Raw genomic sequence first — 19,953 nt, 5'->3', positions numbered from 1 at the left:
GCTCGTATTGCGATTGTATTACCTAATTTTCCCATGTATACATAGCATATTTGATAAATGTTTAGCAGTTATTTTGCCCAAACGGCTTCAAAAAAGTCTAACTCGCAAAACATGGCGTAACGGTAAGTCGGATAGAGTGAGGTATTACCAGCAGCATATTTTTCTACCAAACTTTCTAATTGTTGTGTCAGTGCTTCAAATTCAGCATTACTATAAGTTGAAATCCAGTCAGCATATTGATGATGAGGAATACCATGAGATCCTAACTGTTGTCCCAAAAAACTATAAAGACGCATACAAGGTGACATAGCTGCAGCTATCACACCTATATCAGTACTCCAGGCTGTAGCTAGTAAAAAATCAGTATAGCGACGAGTAGCATTTCCAGGTTTTATCGTACTTAAATCTACTCCCCAGTTAGTAGCATAGCTCTTATGTAGCTTGAGTTCTGCCAAAACTCCATCAGCTAAAGCGTGAAATGTGCTAAAGTCTTCCCATTCCTTGGCTCTGACTGCGGCTATACTGTAGGCACGGGCAAAAGCTTTTAAGAAAAAAGCATCTTGTCCAACATAATCAGCAAATTTGGCTTTTTCCAGAGTACCATTGGCGATACCTTCGATAAAAGGATGATTTAGACAAGCTTGTGCTAAATCTTGATTTGCTTCCCATAATTGAGCAGATACATTCATTGGTGATTGATACGTTGTCTATATTACTAAGTTTTCATATTTTCTACCAAAATTACAGGTATGTGACTGGTTTCTAATACTGTTTGTGATACTGAGCCAATAATAACTTTTTCCCATGGTTGATGTCCTCGTTTTCCCATGATAATTGCAGTAGTATTATACTCTTGGGCAATGCGAATAATTTCCTCTGGAACTGTTCCCGTCACAGTTATAAACTTATGTCTGATATCCAATAATAATTCTTTAGTTTTTAACTCTAGTTCTATGATTTCTTGTTGATTGGGGAGATTAACTATATGCAGAACAATGACTTCACCGTTAGTCCTTCGTGCTAAATCTGCTACTTTGGTTAAAACTGCTGTAGCTAAACTTGATGTATCAACTGCTGCCAGTAGTAAGGTTGGTGTGGCAATTGTCACTTTTGTGGGATCAACTTCTCCCCTTTGTAATAATTTAGGTGCCAAGGTCATGGTTGCCCAAGCGCCTAAAGGTGCTGTCACTAAAATTGATAAGGCTGCGATCGCTAAAATTATCTCACCTCCTGAAACCCCTTGAGTTAGGGGAATTGCCCCAATGGCTGCTTGTACTGTGGCTTTGGGTGAGTTTGCAGGTAATAAAAACAGTCGTTCCCGCCAATTCCAATTACTACCCAGTGTGGAAAGATACCAGCCTAACGACCGACCGAGAAGTAAACCAATCATTAAAATTAATATCCCAGGGAGAAGAATTTTTTCTAATACTTGGAGTTGAATAGTTGCACCCAATAAAACAAACAGAAAAATTTCCGCTACTATCCATAAGCTGTCAAAACCACCGCGTAAGTTTCTAGCCAAGGGTGCATCCAGTTCTATTAAAAAGAAACCCATACTCATGGCTGCTAAATAACCAGAAAAGTAAGGTAATACCTCAGCAGCAATTACTAGAAATAAGGCAATACTGGCAGTAATTACAGTATCTTGAACCGCGTTTTGAGTCCAATTCTGCTTGACTAACACCACAACTAATAACCGCGCTGCTAAATAACCGAATAGTATTCCCAGTAATATTTGCATGATCATTTGCAGTGGAAGCAGTTGCAGGGGAGTGAGGGTAAAGCCCCCAGGAAGAACCTCGATTACGCCCCCCTCGCCCAAGAAACTCAGCAATAGACTAAAAACTAGCAATAATAGCACATCAGATAAAGCACTACCAGTTAAAATCGCATCGGGTATGCCTTTAGTAACGCCCCGTCCTAAACTTTTTAGCCTCAGCATTCCCGGAACGATGACAGCTGGAGATTCTGCACCAATGATACAACCCAAGAGTAAACCAGTGAGAAAGTCGAAGTTAAAGATTACCATAGCAGCAAGAGCAATGGCGATCGCCTCAGTTGTAGCTGGTAGAAAACCTAACCGCAGCGCCACTGTTCCCTGTTGAGCTAATTTGTCGCGGTCTAACCCCAGTCCTGCTTTCATCAAGATAATCATCACTGCTAAAGTTCTGAAAACAGGAGCAGCATTCAGCATCTCTGGACTAATAACATTTAGCACTTGGCGGCTGAGAATTATCCCCACTAACATCATCCCAATTAAAGGGGGCGCACCCAAACGCCGGGCCAGTTGACCGACAAAAAAGCCCATGATCAAAATCCACAATACATTGGCTAAAATTGCCATGACTTCTTAAGGTGCAAGTAGACATTAAGTTAAAATCAAGCCATCGCTTCCGGCAAAAAGTCGGAATAGTAGGAGGTCTAGGCCTTATAAAACGCAGTTTAAGCTAGACCTATCGCCATAATTACTTAAGTTTATCATTTATATTTATTAGCTATTTTATATTTTAAAACCAATGCACAGAATCACGTGATTTTTAACCACATAGAACCCAAACAATATGTATTCTTAACAAGATGGTGGTGAATATTATTCTGCACTTATGCACTTGTTAAATTAAGTAAGGATAAGCAAAGGATATCTTACCCCTGTGTTCGGTAAAACCTTACTTACTTGAGGGGTTTTCAGCATCAAAATCTCATTTGAGCTAGATACAATTAAAGTGCGACCTAAGTCATGCTGTGGTCCAAAAGAAACTCATGTACCATGAGCGGGAGAGCAGAATTATGAACAATCAATTAAAAACCGTTGCTTTGCTGGCTGTTCTGAGTGGTTTATTGATTGCCATTAGCTACTGGATAATTGGCGGTACTGGCGGCTTAATGATCGGAATTGGGTTAGCAGCAGCAACAAACCTGTTTTCCTGGTATCAATCAGACCAGATTGCTCTGCGAGTCTACCGCGCCCAGCCCGTAACTGAGGCTCAAGCACCGGGACTTTATGGTATGGTACGGAAATTGAGCGATCGCGCCAACATTCCCATGTCCGGGAATTTACGTTGTTCCTAGCCCAACTCCCAACGCTTTCGCCACCGGAAGAGATCCAGAACACGCCGCCGTGGCTGTGACCGAAGGTATTTTGAATATGTTACCAGATGACGAACTTGAAGGTGTGATTGCTCACGAATTGACTCATATTGTTAACCGTGATACCCTCACACAAGCTGTTGCAGCCACAATTGCCGGGGCTATATCGTTTCTGGCACAAATGTTGAGTTATAGTTTATGGTTTGGTGGTGGTTCACGAGACAATAACAGGGGTGGAAATCCTTTAGGTATTTTGTTAACGGTATTACTTGCCCCCATAGCGGCTACAATCATACAGCTAGCAATTTCGCGTACACGAGAGTTTTCCGCCGATGCAGGTGCAGCCAGATTGACTCGTAATCCCCGCGCTTTAGCTCGGGCGCTACAAAGGTTAGAATCTATAGCCAGACAGTTACCTTTAAATGCTAACCCCTCTTTTGAGCCGTTATTAATTATTAATCCAATTTCCGGTCAGTTTCTGGGTAACTTATTCTCTAGTCACCCTGCTACAGAAGCACGAGTTGAAGAATTGCTCAGATTAGAGCAGCAACTACTCAAAACACCTTAAACTCAAGATATTCTAGACTATTTGGAGAGTTGCCTCTCCAAATAATTTATGTTAACTTAACCGAAAATTTAACGATAAAAAATAATCTGCCTCCGGAAAAGTACACTCTTCTAGGAAAATGAGAATGTTAAGGCAATTAAATTGAGGAAATTCAATAATTAACTATAGTCAAGATAGAAATATTTAGACAGTACTATGGCAATTATAGTCTCAGAGTCTCAGGTGAATATGATGAACAAAGGTTTGCTGAAATTCCTCACCCAGCCATTGTTAGGTGTGGCTTTATTAACCACTGTCAATGTTGCTGCGCCGAGTGCGAGCCTAGCTCAGGGACAAATAGTATCACAAACAACACAACCAATCTTTCCTTCGGTACAATCGGGAACAGCGGATAAAGAACGAATAATTCCCACAGCACAGCAAGTATCACCATCTATCCCAATAGACACCAATTATACTCTAGGCGGCGGCGATCTAATTCGCGTCAACGTATTTGAAGTACCAGAATATACTGGCGAATATCAAGTACCACCCGGAGGGTCAATCAACCTACCTTTAATTGGCAGTGTACCTGTTCTCGGTCTAACAACCGAACAGGCTGCTGATGAAATAGCACGGAGGTATTCTCGCTTTCTCAAGCGTCCCCTCATTTCAGTTAATCTGTTATCACCTCGTCCAATCAACATTTTGGTCGCCGGAGAAGTGACAAGGCCAGGAGCTTATACCCTGAATTTACAAGGAGGCGCTGGCAATAATCCCGGTGTACAATACCCCACTGTCTTAGCTGCACTGACCACAGCTCAGGGTGTAACCTTGGCAGCAGATGTTACTCAAGTGCAATTAATACGTAAAAGAGGACGTTCTTCTGAGCAAGTTGTCAACCTGAATTTACAGCAACTAATCCAGACAGGTCGGATAGATCAGGACATTACTCTCAGGGATGGCGATACTATTGTCGTGCCAACTGCAACCAATTTTAACATCGCAGAAGCACGTAATCTGTTTGCAGCGAACTTTGCCGCCAGCCCTACTACACCAAGGACTGTAGCCATCATTGGTGCTGTCAATCGTCCCGGTTCATATGTAGTTGGATCAGGTGGCGAAGGAGCCGGTGCAGTACCTACTGTGATGAGAGCCCTGCAATTGGCCGGGGGAATTACATCAGAAGCTGATGTTCGTAATCTTAAGCTGCGCCGACCGACAAGGACAGGCTCAGAACAAAATATAGATATCGACCTCTGGAAATTATTGCGGAGTGGTGATGTTAATCAGGACATTATTGTCCAGGACGGAGATACAATTTTTATTCCTACTGCCACTGAGATAAACGCTGCAGAAGCTACTCAATTGGCTACCAGTACTTTATCTCCCGCAACAATTCAAGTTGGTGTGGTCGGGGAAGTGAAAAGACCCGGAGCAGTAGAGATTCAGCCTAATAGCTCCTTGAATCAGGCCTTGTTGGCTGCAGGTGGATTTAATGATGCTAGAGCTAGAACCAATACGGTGGATTTAGTTCGCCTTAACCCTAATGGTTCTGTAACTAAGCGGGAAGTCAAGGTTGATTTGTCTGCGGGAATTAATGAGGAGAGTAATCCCATACTCCGCAATAATGATGTTGTCATAGTCAACCGTTCCGGTTTGGCTCGAACTGGTGACAGTGTTGGTGCGGTAATCAATCCTTTAGGTGGTTTGTTGGGAATCTTCAGGGCTATATTCGGTTTCTTTTAAGCCAATTGGGTGGTGTTCCCCAGGGTTTTATTTCCTGGGGCGCAACTTTAAAGCGATATTGGTAGTCAACTAGTTGAACTACTTTTTGAATGGGATTATCTTATGTCCTCGTGGTTCAGGAAACATCCACCTCCAATATCCTTGCTTAATGGGTTACTATGCAGTTTCACTCTCGCTCTGGGTTGGGGTGTGAGTATTCCCTTGGCCACAGCAGCAGAAACCGTTACTATCCGCTTAGGTGTCTTTCAACAGTCACTAGCGATCGCTGACTTAGAGAAATTTGCTAAATCTGGGAAACTACCAGAACACTTACAGCTATATAGCTTTGTGTTAACGCCAGAAGTAGGTAAATTACTGGAGAGAAGGTTGGAATTAGATCCAGCTTTTGCAGATAAATTTGTGGAGGAGCTATTGCGATCGCCACAAGGTAGACAGTTAATTACTTCTTTGAGAACAGCAATACCAGATAGCACCATAGAAACAATTCAATCGGCCCTCTATCTGTCTGTACGTCAAGTCAACGGTTTGAGTGTAATTGGTTTTTTGCGCGCCTATCCCCAAAAAAATATTACTGTTGATGCAACTTCAGCACTGCAAATTGCATTAGAACTAAACGCTAACAAATTACAAAGTCAAGTCCTCGGGCTTTTCTTAGAACGACAATTATTAGTAAAAAATCATCCGCTTTTTCAACCAACCTTTGACCCTGCTAGTAAAGGAAAAAATGCAGTTGAGCAGCAAACCCTGATCCTACAAGACAGAGAACGAAATCGCAGCATTCCTGTAGACATTTATTCGAGTCAAAGTTACACCGCAGCGCCACTGGTTGTCATTTCCCACGGATTTGGAGCCAACCGTCAATTCTTGAGCTATTTAGCACATCATCTAGCTTCTCATGGAATTACCGTTGCTGCAATTGAGCATCCTGGTAGTAACTCTGTAGCCATCAGTCGGGCTGAAAATTACATGAATTTGGCTCAACTACTACCAGCTACTGAATTTATTGAGCGCCCCAAAGATGTCAGCTTTTTGCTCAACGAATTAGAAAAACTTAATACTCAATCGGGACAACTTCAAGGAAAACTGAATACAAACCAAGTAACTGTCATTGGTCACTCTTTAGGGGGGTACACTGCTTTAGCCTTAGTTGGTGGAGAAGTCAACCTCAAAGAATTACAACAGTTCTGCAGAACTTCTCTTTCCTTTGGCGAATCACCGGGTGATTGGTTACAGTGTGCAGCAGCTAGTTTAAAAGAGAATAAACTAGATTTACAAGATCGGCGAGTTCAAAGCGCGATCGCACTCAATCCCCTGGTTGGTAAACTCTTCGGTACAAACGGTCTGACTAAAATTGCCAAACCTGTATTAATCTTAGCGGGAACTGAAGATGTACTTACTCCAGCCTTAACCCATCAAATCATACCCTTTAACCAACTCCAGGGTTCTAAGTACCTGTTAACAGCCATTGGTGGTACTCACTTGAGTATTCATGACCCCGCATATCCCATGAGTGGGGCCACTGCGATCGTGAGAGAAAAGCGAGGGGAAGAAACCCACTCATTACGTCAGTTAATTCGCGGTGTCACCTTAGCATTTATCAAACAACACACACCACAAGCCCAAATTTACCAACCATTTCTCACACCAGCTTACGCCCAATCTCTTTCCACAGTAGCACTCCCCCTCCGTTTGAATTCTGATTTACCAGAAAATATCAAACCTTGGCTAAGTTCCCTCACCAAATAATCACCCTCACCCTATTAATGTCAATTAAATCACATAATTCCTGTTAATAAAATTACATACCCAACATGAAAACTCAAATCTCAGGCTAAGGTAGTACCATATGATTTACACTAAATTTACCCAAAGGCTGAATAGGAGAACATATGGAGCCAATTATTGCCATAGTCTTAGCGCTCATAGCCTATGCTTTAGGATCTGCAAAATTGATTAATCAAGGTAACGAAGCCCTAGTAGAACGCTTGGGGCGATATCACCGCAAGCTTGGGTCTGGACTCAATTTTATTGTTCCTTTGGTAGATCAGATTGTGATGGAGGATACCATACGGGAGCAGTTTATAGACATCAAACCTCAAAATGTGATCACCAGAGATAACATTTACCTAGAAGTTGATGCTGTCCTGTTTTGGCGCATTAGAGATATAGTGAAAAGTTTCTACGAAATCGATGATCTGCAAGGGTCTCTCAGACAACTGGCGACAACTACACTCCGGGAGATCATCGCCCAAAACACTGTGGAAGAAACCAATGTCTCCCGTGCAGAAATGGACACAGCCATTTTAAATCAGTTAAATCAAACAACACAAAATTGGGGAGTCGAGATTCTGCGCTTGGATCTTCAAAGCATTACACCGCCTGAAAGTGTGCGAAAGTCAATGGAAGAAGAGCGAGCAGCAGAAATTAAAAAACGGGCCCTGGCTTTTGAAGCCGAAGGGGAACGGGACGCTGCTATTAAGAGAGCCCAGGGAACTCAAACCTCAATGCAGATAATTTCTGAAGCTTTACGTTCTCATCCTGAAAACCGGGAAATTCTTAGATATCTTGTTGCTCAAGATTATGTCGTGGCTAGCCAAAAACTTGGTGAGAGTAATAATGCTAAAATTGTCTTCATAGACCCCAGTAAAACTAATGAAGTCTATAACCAGTTGATTGCCGATTCCATAGCTCAAGAAGGTAGTAGCAATAACTCACCAACAAAGTAACAGCTAGGTGATGACAGCAGTTTGCATAAGGAGAAACCACAATTACCATTTTTATCGCCATAGTAAATCAGCTACCAGTGACACATCTCGCATTTCCTGAACATCGTGAACTCGCAAGATATCAGCACCATGAGAAATAGCTGCACAACAAGCTGCTGCTGTTCCCCAGACCCGTGCTTTGGGGTCTGGTTGGTTTAAGATGTGTCCAATAAAACTTTTCCGGGATGCTCCTACTAAAATAGGGCAATTTAGAGCTTTGAATGCACTCAATCGGCGCAAAATTTCTAAGTTCTGCTCATGATTTTTAGCAAAACCAATCCCGGGATCAATGATGATTTTTTCGAGGTCAACCCCTGCTCTAGTTGCTGCTAGAATTTGTTTTGCTAAGAAACTAGAAATTTCTCCCATCAAATCCTCATAATCAGTCATTTGTTGCATTGTCTGGGGCGTTCCCGGATGTGCATCAAGACAATCGGCACATCTAAACTAGCAACTGTAGGTAGCATCTCTAAATCAAATGTACCACCGGAAATATCATTAATTATATCCGCTCCAGCTTCTATAGATGCCCTGGCTACATCTGCTCTAGTTGTATCTACAGAGATAGGCACACTAATTTCTGGTCGGATAGCCTCCAAGATGGGTAGTACCCGATCCAGTTCCTCTACAAGACTGACTTGCTCCGCTCCCGGTCGAGTTGACTGACCACCCACATCGATGATGTCAGCGCCAGCAGCTACCATGGCTCGTGCTTGTGCTAAAGCCCCAACCCTATGATTAAACAGACCACCATCGCTAAAGCTATCAGGGGTAACATTTAAAACACCCATCAAATAAGTTCGCTGTCCCCACACAAAACAGCGATCGCGAATTATTAACTGGCTGGACATATAGACATTTTCAGTTAAAAAACAAACATTAAGAATAAAATCAATACACGCATTCCCCGGACCCGCCAGGGAAAAAGCGTTATAGATAAAATTACTTGTAATTGACAATGCGAGCAAAACTTGCGGGTTCCAAACTGGCTCCCCCCACAAGAGCGCCATCAATTTCCGGTTGAGCCATAATCTCATCAATATTATTCGGCTTCACTGAACCACCGTATTGAATCGAAACATGAGGATTACTCAACTGACTACGAATTAAACCAATGACCCGATTAGCTTCAGTGGATTCACAAGTATCACCAGTACCAATTGCCCAAATAGGCTCGTAAGCAATCACCAAATTATCCTGATCGACATCTATCAGGTCTTTATCTAGCTGGGCGGTAATTATTGATTCAGTTTCCCCAGCATCTCGTTGTTCTTTAGTTTCGCCTACACATAAAATCGGTGTCAGACCGTGCTTTTGAGCCGCTTTGAGGCGTAAATTGACCGTTGCATCTGTTTCTCCAAAGTATTGTCGTCTTTCGCTATGACCGACAATTACAAAACGTACACCAAGTTCCGTCAACATAGGTCCAGAAATTTCGCCCGTATAGGCTCCATTTTCTTCCCAGTGAACATTTTGCGCCCCCAACTGGATGAGGCTACCATGCAAACTCTTGGATAACACATTGAGGCTGGTGAAGGGAGGACACAATACCACTTCCCGCCCTTGGGGTATTTCCTCCAAGTGAGGTAGAAATCCCTGTAAAAAATCTTGGGTTTCTGCCTGGGTTTTGAACATTTTCCAGTTACCGGCTATAACTATTTTCCGCACAGGTGATTTAGTCAAGATTCTAACGCTAATAGATGCATTTTTCAGTTTAGGACGTTTTGTTAGTCATTGGTCATTGCTCATTAGTAATTGGGAAAAACTTCCCCTGCGCACCCCTACTGATTCACCCAATCTCCTGCTAAAAATAACTAGGATAAGAATATCGGGATAAAATCCCAAATCGCCAATTTAAAATTGATATGACTTCTACATTGCCTTTGCCTGAACCTCATCACAGCGACTCGCCTAACTGGGAGGCAGAACTTGATAGTGCCATTTTCAGTTTTGAGGATATTCAAAGGTCACTCAACTATAAACAAGCACAAACAGCACTGCGAAACTTAGTTACCAATCTTGACCTGACCCCCCAGGAAAAACGCGGTTTGGAAGTTGAACTGGCTGATTTGGAAACTATGCTGGGTAAGTTGGACAGTGTGGTAGTACAAATTGCTGCTTTTGGCATGGTGGGACGCGGTAAGTCCTCCCTACTCAATGCCTTAGTGGGACAAACCGTGTTTGAAACTGGAGACCTCTCCATGGAGTCACCCGTAATTCCCAAAGAGTTGACTGGACTATTAGTGAAGAAAAAATCGGGGACAATGAACCTACCTTACGGGTAACTTTATCTGGGGAAGGTCAATGTCAGGTGGAACTAATTGATACTCCTGGGTTAGATGAAGTAGATGGTGATACTCGTGCTGCATTAGCTGAACAGGTAGCAAAGCAAGCAGATTTAATTTTGTTTGTGATTGCCGGGGACATGACAAAAATAGAACATCAAGCCCTTTCTCAGTTGCGGGAAGCCGGTAAACCTATAATTCTGGTATTTAACAAGGTAGACCAATATCCCGAATCCGACCGCATGGCAATTTATCGCAAAATCCGAGATGAACGGGTCAGGGAGTTACTCACTCCCCTGGAAATTGTCATGACAGCAGCATCACCACTGGTGAGGACCGCGATTATTCGCCCTGATGGTAGTAGGGGGGTGCAGTTACGTACCAGTACAGCCCGGGTTGAAGAACTGAAACTAAAAATTCTGGAGATTTTACAGCGTGAGGGTAAGGCTTTGGTGGCTCTCAATACTATGCTTTATGCGGATAATGTCAATGAGCAGTTGGTAGAGCGAAAACTGATGATTAGGGAGCAAAATGCTAATCAGTTGATTTGGAAGGCTGTGATGACTAAGGCAATAGCGATCGCTCTCAATCCGGTTACTGTTGTGGATATACTTAGTAGTATAGTAATTGATATTTCTTTGATTTTGGGTTTGTCTAAACTCTATGGCATCCCTATGAGCGAAAGTGGTGCTGTACAATTGCTCCAAAAAATTGCCCTGAGTATGGGCGGTATCGGTTTGAGTGAGTTACTCGCAAATTTAGGCTTAAGTGGCTTAAAAACTCTGCTGGGTATTTCTGCATCAGCTACCGCTGGCGCCACCTTTGCGCCTTACATTTCAGTAGCACTTACCCAAGCTGGGGTGGCCGGGGTTTCTTCCTATGGTATTGGACAAGTTACTAAGGTTTATTTAGCCAATGGCGCTACTTGGGGGGATGAAGCACCCAAAGCAGTTATTAGTCGGATTTTGGCCAACTTAGACCAGCAATCTATCCTCAACCGCATTAAGGAGGAATTACAACAAAAGGTGAAACTAAAACCTTAAATCATCTATGTCTAGTTTTGCGATATTCTAAGTACAGCTACAGGATGAGAAATGTAGAATGTCCCGAGCTTTTGAACAATCTATTCAAATTAATGCCACAGCTTCAGTGGTGGAACGCTGCATTACTGATTTAACACTCATGCACCGTTGGCTCAATCCTGCTCTGTGTTGTGAACCTGTGGGGGCAGTTTGGAGTACTGATGTGGGTAGTGAAAGTCGCTTTATTATTCAAGTTCCCCTACTTAAGCCCAGCTTATACAGCGTTGTTGTGGAACGAGAACCAGGTTTAGTGGTTTGGGAATTTCAGGGATTCTTTCAAGGACGCGATCGCTGGGAATGTCAACCCCTACCACAAGGAACACTTCTTGTCAACCGCTTTGAGTTCAATATTCCTAATCCTTTGGTCAGTTGGGGGTTCAATAACTTTGCCGCATCTTGGACTCAAAAAGATATGCAAGCCCAACTAAGTCGCCTCAAACAAGTAGCAGAGTCATTAGTGATTAGCTAATCCTTGTCCAACTCAGCCAGTAAGCTGCGAATTACCACCGCATCCTGAGCATGAGGAACCTTATCCAAATAAGTTTGCAAATCATCAGCAGCTTGGGCATATTCACCAAGTTGATAATAGAGCAAACCGCGATCGCGCACTTCTAAAATCATCCCAGGAAACAAGAACAAAATTCGTTCTATAGCCGCCAAGCTTTTTGCTAAATTTTGTTGTTTGAGGTAAATATATTTCAAATTAGTGAGCATCCGCATCAAAAATTGCCGATTACTTACCGGTTCTAAAAACTCAGGCTGTAAACTCACAGGTTGCTGAAACACTTGAGATAATCGTTTTTCACAATCTTCTACAAACATCACCTCACCCCCATTAAACGCATCCACAAAAATTTCCATATCTGGAATATTCGGGCGAATCAGAAAATGTCCTGGCATTCCCACACCTACCATAGGAAAATCAATCCTACGAGCAATTTCTAGATAAACCAACGCCAAAGTAATGGGGATCCCCAAACGACGGTCAATGACATCATTGAAAAAGCTGTTGCGGGGGTCATAGTACTCCTTTTGATTACCAGCAAATCCTAAATCAACGTAGAGATACTGATTAATAGTTTGGATAATTCGCAGAGGATATTGTGAAGCGGGTAAGCGTTCTTGAACTTCGCCAGCCATTATATCCAGGGTATTGAGGTATTCCGCAATATCCAGGTGAGGATATTCTTCCTGAGCTATATACAAAGCTGCCTTGGCTAAGTCAATAGCCTCCTCATGCTCCTGAATTTCCTGGTAAAAATATAATCTAGCTGACGAGAAATTCATAAGTAAATCCTGAGTATAATTAAATATTTACCCCTGAGTAACTCCAGTTTACACTCAGAGCAATAACCGCCCACAGAAAATCCGAATTTTGTCTAGGTGTTCACAGCAGTTTAACAACCCCGCAGCATCATCTCCCCAATCCCAGAATTTTGCTAGAGTTAAGGCACCAGAGGTTTTTCAGTCAAATCTCTGATAACGCCAGCAGACGAGGCTATCTATGCTTACAAGTACACTACTTCTGTCCAACCAAATTCCCACACTACAATACTCCTCAAGTCCAGAGCGATTCGATGACACCTGGGAAGCCCCTCTGGCGACCCTCCTAGGATTAGGACGCGCCGCCGGTGCTGACCTGATCGAATTCTTTTTAGAACGTCGTAACTACATTAGTTGTCTAGCAGAAGACGACGCTATTACCAGCATTTCACCCAGTTTAGTCACTGGTGCAGGGGTGAGGGTATTTCGCGGTGCAGCCGACTGCTACGTTAGCACCAATGACCTATCCTTTGGGGGTTTAAAAGCAGCCTTAGAAAAAGGTCTTTCCATTCTGGGACTACAACTACCTATTCATAATGCTTTTATCCCAGAAATTAACCTAGAGTTACTCAGAGACTACGCCACCAAAAGAGGCAAAGATGGTTGGTTACCCCTGTGTAGTTCCATCCGAGAAATGGGAGAAGTGCTTTTAGATGGTACTGCTCAACTGCAGCGAAAAGCTAGTCACGTACAATCTCGCCGGGCTTCCTATTTCCGAGATTGGACAAGAAGTCTTAGTTGCTGCTAGTGATGGCACATTTGCTCGTGACATTCGCCTCACGCAATCGGTGGGGTTTAACCTATTGTGCGCTGACGGTGCTAATCGCGCCTCCATTGGGGAACGCGCTGGTAACACCAGTGATGCTAATTTCTTGAGAACTTGGGATTATCAACAAGCAGCCGAACAAATAGCAGAATCTGCCGGGAAAATGCTCTATGCAGACTATGTAGATTCAGGTACTTACCCCATTATCATGGCGAATCACTTCGGTGGGGTAATTTTCCACGAAGCCTGTGGACATCTGCTAGAAACTACCCAAATTGAACGCAAAACAACCCCATTCGCCGACAAAAAAGGTGAAAAAATTGCCCACGAAAGTCTCACAGCTTGGGACGAGGGACGGGCAGAAAATGCCTTTGGTACCATTGACATGGATGATGAAGGTATGCCAGCTCAAAGAACCCTATTAATTGAAAAAGGTGTCCTGAAAAACTTCTTAGCAGACAGAACAGGCTCCTCTCGCACTGGACACCCTAGAACCGGAAGCGGTCGCCGCCAAGGTTATACTTTTGCTGCTGCTAGTCGGATGCGTAATACTTATATTGCTCCTGGGGACTACACCACTGAAGATTTATTTAACTCTGTTGATAAAGGTATTTACTGTAAAAAGATGGGGGGCGGTAGCGTTGGCGCTACAGGTCAATTTAACTTTAGTGTAGATGAAGCTTATTTAATCGAAAATGGCAAAATCACTAAACCACTAAAAGGAGCCATTCTCATTGGTGAAGCCAAGGAAATTATGAATAAGATTTCCATGTGTTCTCAAGATTTGGAACTAGCTCCCGGCTTCTGCGGTTCTGTTAGTGGCAGTATCTACACCACGGTTGGACAACCCCACATTAAGGTTGATTCTATCACTGTTGGCGGCAGATAGAAATTCCTGCGTGTCTTGGTGTTTTCGTGTTTAATACAACATGGAATACACCACCAAGGCACAAAATCACAAACCAAACTTTTGGCGCAACACAATCTCAAATACGAAATCCTTTGACTATGCCGAATATTACAGAAATTGCCAATAACGCCAAGGAAAAAGCTAGTAAACTTGGTATTAAAAAATTTGACATTTACGGCTCAACAATAGATGAAACTAGCGTCCAAGTAGACCAAGGTGAGCCGAAACAAGTAAAAGCCTCAAATCGTTCTGGGGTAACTGTTCGCGTCTGGAATGATGAGAATACAATGGGTGTTACCAGCACCACAGATGTAGATCCCAAAGGCCTAGAATTAGCTTTAAAAACTGCCTACGAGGCGAGTTTTTTTGGTGTGAAGGAAAATGTCCCGGATTTTAGTCCAGAGTCCACTGTTCCTATTGCCTATACACCTCATGATAAAGCGCCCCAAGCACCTGTGGCTGAGTTGATTAACAGTCTACTGGCGGCTGAAAAGGAACTTTTAGCGGCTCATGGGGCAATTAAGGGTGTTCCTTATAATGGTTTAGCTCAAAGAGATATTGATAGGTTCTATGTCAATAGTGACGGTGCTACTAGAACTGAATCTCATTCTTTAGCATCGATTTATCTTTACAGCAAAACTGAGGAAGATGGCAAAAAACCACGCAGTGGTAGCGCTTTTAGAGTTGATCGGAGTTTAAATAGTCTCGACATTAATGGTTGTGTCCAGGAAACAGCCCAGAAAACTATTAGTCACCTGAACTATGAAAAAATCCAGTCTGGTAAATATCTAGTTGTTTTCTCTCCTGATGCTTTTTTAAGTTTATTGGGTGCTTTTTCTAACCTGTTCAATGCTCAAAGTATTCTGGATAATCAAAGCTTGTCTAATGCCGATGATTTAGGTAAGCAAATTGCTTCACCTTTGCTTTCAGTTTATGATGATGCACTACACCCAGCTAACGTGGGTGCGGAAAGTTTTGATGGTGAAGGAACTCCGACTCGCCAGGTGTCCCTGATTGAAAATGGCGTTTTAAAAAGTTTTCTTCACAGTGCGGGTACTGCGAAAAGAATGAATACCCAGCCGACTGGTAATGCTAGTATTGGGGCAAAAGTCAGCGTTAGTCCTAACTTCTATCATGTTTTTGCAGCTACATCACCCGCACAGGAGTTGAGCTTAGAAACTGCGGAAAATGTGGTTTTGATTGATGATTTACAAGCTCTCCATGCAGGGGTTAAATCTTTACAAGGTTCGTTTTCTCTGCCTTTTGATGGCTGGTTAGTTAATAATGGTGTGAGAACTAGTATTGAATCAGCCACTGTTGCGGGTGATTTCTTGGAACTCCTGAAGTCGATAGTTTATGTGGAAAAAGAAGTCGAGCTTACCCCTGGTGGAGTTTGTCCCAAAATTTGGGTTGACGGACTTTCTATTACTGGAGAGTAACAGTTAAGGGAAGTTATGGGTTGTTGATCAGCCTCTTCTCTTCGGTTGTAGTATATTGCTTTGCGGTCAGTGGGGGACTTAAGTCCCCCACTACTAAGCTGAATCTTTACCACTACCTAATAAATACAACAGTGCCATACGAATAGCGATACCACTGGTAACTTGGGACTGAATTAGGCTAAATTCTGGATCATCCATCAAATCTGAGCTAATTTCTACACCACGGTTGACTGGCCCTGGATGTAAGACTTTAACATGAGGCTGGCACAGTTGTAGTTTTTTGCGTGTAATGCCAAAGGTCTGATGATATTCTCGTAAACTTGGGAGTAGGTGAGCTGTCATGCGTTCCTTTTGCAGGCGCAAGGTCATGACTAAATCTGCATCTTTTAAGGCTGGTTCTAATTCCCAATGTAAAAATAGTTGACGGTTAAGTTTTGGGGATGAGTCAGTTTGACCGCTCTCTAAAACAAAGTCTTGGAATAACTGAGGTAGAAGGGTGGGCGGTGATGCTAGATGGACTTGAGCGCCACTGGCTGTTAAACTCCAGATATTGGATCGGGCGACGCGGGAATGTAAAATGTCTCCGACGATGGCAATTTTTTTATCTTTTAAGAGTTCTAGTCGGGGATGACTGGGGTCAATCAATGTACAGATAGTAAATAAATCTAGCAGTGCTTGGGAAGGATGCTCATGTTGACCATCACCAGCATTGAGCACGTTAACTCTTACTCCCAGACGATCCATTTCTTGCGCGATCGCATTGGGTACTCCTGCTTCTCGATGACGGATGACCATAATATCAGTTCCCATAGCCAAATAGGTTTTGGCTGTGTCAAGAATTGTTTCTCCCTTAGTCATGGAAGAACTGGCGGCGGTGAAGTTGAGGGTATCTGCACTCAGGCGTTTAGCGGCCAGTTCAAAACTGCTGCGGGTGCGTGTGGAGGGTTCAAAAAATAAATTCGCCACCACCTGTCCTTGTAGACTTGGTACTTTTTTTGTCCGCCGTGACAGCACCTCTTGAAAACTAGCAGCAGTTTGTAAAACTGTATCGTATTCATTGGTTGTGAAGTCAGTCCAGGGAAAGAACGTGATGACGATTCCAGGTGCTACTAGGCATAAAATTGTTTTTAATATTTAAATTTCGAGTTCCTTAATTATTCATAATCGCATCTAACAAAATCCCAGCCCCAAAACGCACAGGGTCACTGCAAGGTAAACCAGTTTCGGCTGTGGTTTGCGCGATCGCATCTTGAGCTGTCAAGTCGTCTAAATGAGCCGTATTCAAAGCTATACCCACCACAGGAACATCCCCAAAAGCACCTGCTGCACTAGCGACACTTTCATACAAGCGAATTACCTTGGATAAAGAGGGAATCACAACATGGGGATGATTACGCACTTGAGCCTGTCCCGCCCGATGTGCCAAAATTAATTGTGTTGGTTGGGAGCCACGAATTAAAGGCAAAGTAGCAGTAGAACCAGGATGCAGCAATGAACCTTGTCCCTCAATATAGAGAATGTCGTAGTCGTTACCACAACCCATCACCATTTGTTCCACAGCACCGGCCGCAAAATCTACCCGCACAGCATCTAAGGGTATCCCCTCCCCTGCTAACATCACCCCGGCTTGACCTGTAGCTAAAAATTTAGAACGCCACCCCCGTCGCTGTGACTCCCAATGTAATTCTAGGCTAGTGGACATTTTACCAATTGCCATATCAGTTCCCACAGTCAGCACCCGCCGACAGGGAAGAGTACTAGCCAAACCGCTACCAACGCCTAAATTAGCCGGTTCTTGACGTACATCCCAAATTAATTGTCCCGGTTTGAGCAGAGCATTTAACTCTGGTATATTTGCCAATGGTGTGTGTAAACCATTTACCAAAGACATCCCGGCTTGTAAGGCATTTTTAATGTCTTCCCAGTAATCATCCGGTAAGGCCCCACCTTTAGGAGCAATACCAATTACTAGTACTTCCGGTTTGTACTTGAGTGCTGCGGTTAATGATGATACAATTGGCACATTGTTCTTGATCCCAGTTAATTCTAACAAAGATTTGCCCGCACATTGGCGATCAATTAAGGCAACGATGGGGGCTTGACAGTAGCGTAAAAGTGATAGCCCGGTTTTACCCTGAGTTCCCGTAATTCCTTCATGTAGCAGAATTGCTATTTTTTGATTAAGCAGCAAACGCACTGTATTGTACCCCCAAGCCAGGTAAATCGTTTGGTAAAACTCTCCCCTCTTGCAGCAATGCACCGGTAAAGGGGTCATCAATTAAGTTAAGGTGACTGTCTAAATCTAAATAATCAGCTAATGGTGCTAACTGTGCTGCGGCTGTATTTGCTAGTGTACTGTCAGAATAGCAACCGAACATCACTTGTAACCCATAAGATCGGGCTGTATGTACCATACGCATAGCCTCTGTGAGTCCCCCTGATTTCATGAGTTTGATATTTATACCATCCACATAGTTTGCTAAATCAGGAATATCGCTGTTGGTAAAGCAACTTTCATCCACAAATATTGGTAAAGGGGATTTTTCTTTGAGTGAGGCTAAACTTGTTTCTTGCCCTCGTGGTAATGGTTGTTCTACATATTTTATACCCAAATCAGCTAGCCAATTACACATATAAATGGCATCTTCTAAACTCCAACCCCCGTTTGCATCTACGAATAATTCTAAATTTAGTGCTTCTTGTTGCACTGCTAACAGCATTTTCCGATCAGCCTCGATCCCATCAGGATTACCTAATTTTACTTTGAAAAGGCGAACATCCATAAATTCTAACCAGTTCCGCGTCCTCGCCCTGGCTGCGTCCGGTGAATTAATTCCAATTGTGACAGAAGTTGGAACTATAACATTAGGGTCAAATCCCCAAATTTGCCACAGAGGTAATTCCACAAGCTTACCTGACCAGTCACATAGAGCCATATCCAGCGCTGCCCTCACCGATGAGGGAGCCTGCCGTTGTGTTAAAATTACCTCAATTTGCTGTCGTTGTAACGGGCTAAATGTTTTTAATATTGGTGCTAGTTCCTGCAAATGCTGTTTAATCAGAACAGTAGATTGGGCATGATTACCTACACCAAATGGCGATGCTTCCCCCCAACCCTCAATGCCATCGTGTAAAATCTTTACCCATAGGTTTGTTGTTTGGGATGTTGTTCCGCGACTAATAGTCAAGGGAAACCTTTTATTGACAGTAAATGGTTTTATTTCTAGTTGCATGAGCAATATTGGCACAAAACAATTTATTAGCAATATCATATGATAATCGTGTTAAAAATACTAACGAAATACATTGATTTTTAGCTAAAATTATGACTAAAAAACCGAAGCCAGAAATTACATAGCACAGAAGATATTCAAAATCTTTTAATTCATTAACAAACACTTATATAAGAAATCATTCAATCATAAAATTATGTATTAGCCTGAGTCGGATATGCAAATATTTTCAGAAGATTAAAAAAATCTTTCAGATCAAGGTATGTACAAACTACTAAGCTACGTAAACCATAAATGTGATAAAATTAATTTTTTATCCTTCATAAAACTGATAAATGCTGTATTATTATATGTGTGTCAAGAAATCTCGAATATCAAAAAAATACCAGCAAATAAAACAACTTTAATAGTAAATATCCAAATTCCGTACTATCACAGCAACTTTTATTTAAGTCAGGTACAATAGTGCCGACAAAAGTTATAAGATTCTTAAAGGTTGTTTGATAAGTTTTAAACAGGTAATTTTTATCTTAGGGAACACAGGAAAACACCGAACACACCGAACAGGGAATGGGGAATGGGAAGGATTGCGGAACACACCGAACACACAAAAAACAATAAAATCCAGTCCCCTTCCCTTACAAGGCTATCCATTACCCACATCTTTCTTAACATTGCTGGAAGGCAAACACAATAAAGGTTGTAGAGATGTGCATAGTGGGGAGGATTGACAAAAAAGAATAAGTATGGACATTGAGAAAACCCAA

11 protein-coding genes and 5 pseudogenes are annotated in these 19,953 nt (G+C 42.6%); 8 read left to right on the top strand and 8 right to left on the bottom strand.

Going from position 1 to position 19,953, the window contains the following annotated elements; genetic code table 11:
- Window positions 1-68 precede the first annotated feature (68 nt).
- Together AC6IZ0_RS17485 and AC6IZ0_RS17480 are read right to left on the bottom strand one after the other, a co-directional pair.
- Entirely contained in the window at window positions 69-689 is a 621-nt protein-coding gene (locus AC6IZ0_RS17485; protein ID WP_497724094.1) for a TenA family protein, read from the bottom strand.
- Window positions 690-715: 26 nt separating this feature from the next.
- Complete coding sequence (locus AC6IZ0_RS17480) at window positions 716-2,338, bottom strand: cation:proton antiporter (RefSeq protein WP_497726091.1); 1,623 nt, start codon at window positions 2,336-2,338, stop codon at window positions 716-718.
- A 449-nt stretch (window positions 2,339-2,787) separates the two neighbouring features.
- Here AC6IZ0_RS17480 and AC6IZ0_RS17475 point away from each other — a divergent pair.
- The 4 genes and pseudogenes from AC6IZ0_RS17475 (at window position 2,788) to AC6IZ0_RS17460 (ending at window position 8,109) form a co-directional block, all read left to right on the top strand.
- A pseudogene (locus tag AC6IZ0_RS17475) lies at window positions 2,788-3,655 on the top strand (zinc metalloprotease HtpX).
- A gap of 228 nt (window positions 3,656-3,883) precedes the next feature.
- Entirely contained in the window at window positions 3,884-5,383 is a 1,500-nt protein-coding gene (locus AC6IZ0_RS17470; RefSeq protein ID WP_271735035.1) for a polysaccharide biosynthesis/export family protein, read from the top strand.
- 102 nt (window positions 5,384-5,485) lie between these two features.
- Window positions 5,486-7,129, top strand: coding sequence for an alpha/beta hydrolase (locus AC6IZ0_RS17465; RefSeq protein WP_497724092.1), 1,644 nt, complete (start codon window positions 5,486-5,488; stop codon window positions 7,127-7,129).
- A 143-nt stretch (window positions 7,130-7,272) separates the two neighbouring features.
- The gene (locus tag AC6IZ0_RS17460) at window positions 7,273-8,109 is read left to right on the top strand and encodes an SPFH domain-containing protein (RefSeq protein WP_497724089.1); all 837 of its coding nucleotides are present in this window, start codon (window positions 7,273-7,275) and stop codon (window positions 8,107-8,109) included.
- Window positions 8,110-8,160: 51 nt separating this feature from the next.
- On the opposite strand, the pseudogene folP reads toward AC6IZ0_RS17460, so the two are convergent.
- Window positions 8,161-9,158, bottom strand: a pseudogene (gene folP, locus AC6IZ0_RS17455) (dihydropteroate synthase).
- Window positions 9,091-9,816 (bottom strand): triose-phosphate isomerase, encoded by a 726-nt coding sequence (gene tpiA, locus AC6IZ0_RS17450; protein ID WP_497726090.1) that lies wholly within the window; start codon window positions 9,814-9,816, stop codon window positions 9,091-9,093. Before tpiA ends, folP begins: the two are co-directional and overlap by 68 nt.
- A gap of 197 nt (window positions 9,817-10,013) precedes the next feature.
- Here tpiA and AC6IZ0_RS17445 point away from each other — a divergent pair.
- A pseudogene (locus AC6IZ0_RS17445) lies at window positions 10,014-11,476 on the top strand (GTP-binding protein).
- A 58-nt stretch (window positions 11,477-11,534) separates the two neighbouring features.
- Window positions 11,535-11,984 (top strand): SRPBCC family protein, encoded by a 450-nt coding sequence (locus AC6IZ0_RS17440; protein WP_497724087.1) that lies wholly within the window; start codon window positions 11,535-11,537, stop codon window positions 11,982-11,984.
- Here the strand turns inward: AC6IZ0_RS17440 and AC6IZ0_RS17435 are convergent.
- Entirely contained in the window at window positions 11,981-12,802 is an 822-nt protein-coding gene (locus AC6IZ0_RS17435; RefSeq protein ID WP_271735021.1) for a SirB1 family protein, read from the bottom strand. The two genes, AC6IZ0_RS17440 and AC6IZ0_RS17435, sit on opposite strands and share 4 nt — an antisense overlap.
- A 217-nt stretch (window positions 12,803-13,019) precedes the next feature.
- Between AC6IZ0_RS17435 and AC6IZ0_RS17430 the strand changes: the two are divergent.
- Both AC6IZ0_RS17430 and AC6IZ0_RS17425 read left to right on the top strand, forming a co-directional pair.
- Window positions 13,020-14,493 (top strand): annotated as a pseudogene (locus AC6IZ0_RS17430) (TldD/PmbA family protein).
- Between the two features lie 119 nt (window positions 14,494-14,612).
- Window positions 14,613-15,953: a TldD/PmbA family protein gene (locus AC6IZ0_RS17425; RefSeq protein ID WP_497724084.1), complete on the top strand. Its 1,341-nt coding sequence runs from the start codon at window positions 14,613-14,615 to the stop codon at window positions 15,951-15,953.
- Between the two features lie 93 nt (window positions 15,954-16,046).
- On the opposite strand, the pseudogene AC6IZ0_RS17420 reads toward AC6IZ0_RS17425, so the two are convergent.
- From AC6IZ0_RS17420 to AC6IZ0_RS17410, 3 genes and pseudogenes are all read right to left on the bottom strand, one after another.
- Window positions 16,047-17,070, bottom strand: a pseudogene (locus AC6IZ0_RS17420) (aspartate carbamoyltransferase catalytic subunit).
- A 33-nt stretch (window positions 17,071-17,103) separates the two neighbouring features.
- Entirely contained in the window at window positions 17,104-18,150 is a 1,047-nt protein-coding gene (locus tag AC6IZ0_RS17415) for an N-acetyltransferase DgcN family protein (RefSeq protein ID WP_271735014.1), read from the bottom strand.
- A complete protein-coding gene (locus AC6IZ0_RS17410; protein ID WP_497724080.1) occupies window positions 18,134-19,186 on the bottom strand; it encodes a dipeptide epimerase in 1,053 nt (350 codons plus the stop codon). The genes AC6IZ0_RS17415 and AC6IZ0_RS17410 overlap by 17 nt, the downstream gene beginning before the upstream one ends.
- Between the last annotated feature and the right edge of the window lie 767 nt (window positions 19,187-19,953).

The organism is Anabaenopsis sp. NIES-4685, assembly GCF_059725405.1.
Note: the sequence above shows the minus strand (reverse complement) of the source record. Positions and strands in the feature narration are given on the sequence as shown.

What these genes read in the sequence shown, in the direction of transcription:
- AC6IZ0_RS17485 (WP_497724094.1), bottom strand. Translation starts at nt 689, where the DNA reads ATGAATGTATCTGCTCAATTATGGGAAGCAAATCAAGATTTAGCACAA.
- AC6IZ0_RS17470 (WP_271735035.1), top strand. Translation starts at nt 3,884, where the DNA reads ATGATGAACAAAGGTTTGCTGAAATTCCTCACCCAGCCATTGTTAGGT.
- AC6IZ0_RS17465 (WP_497724092.1), top strand. Translation starts at nt 5,486, where the DNA reads ATGTCCTCGTGGTTCAGGAAACATCCACCTCCAATATCCTTGCTTAAT.
- AC6IZ0_RS17460 (WP_497724089.1), top strand. Translation starts at nt 7,273, where the DNA reads ATGGAGCCAATTATTGCCATAGTCTTAGCGCTCATAGCCTATGCTTTA.
- AC6IZ0_RS17440 (WP_497724087.1), top strand. Translation starts at nt 11,535, where the DNA reads ATGTCCCGAGCTTTTGAACAATCTATTCAAATTAATGCCACAGCTTCA.
- AC6IZ0_RS17435 (WP_271735021.1), bottom strand. Translation starts at nt 12,802, where the DNA reads ATGAATTTCTCGTCAGCTAGATTATATTTTTACCAGGAAATTCAGGAG.
- AC6IZ0_RS17425 (WP_497724084.1), top strand. Translation starts at nt 14,613, where the DNA reads ATGCCGAATATTACAGAAATTGCCAATAACGCCAAGGAAAAAGCTAGT.
- AC6IZ0_RS17410 (WP_497724080.1), bottom strand. Translation starts at nt 19,186, where the DNA reads ATGCAACTAGAAATAAAACCATTTACTGTCAATAAAAGGTTTCCCTTG.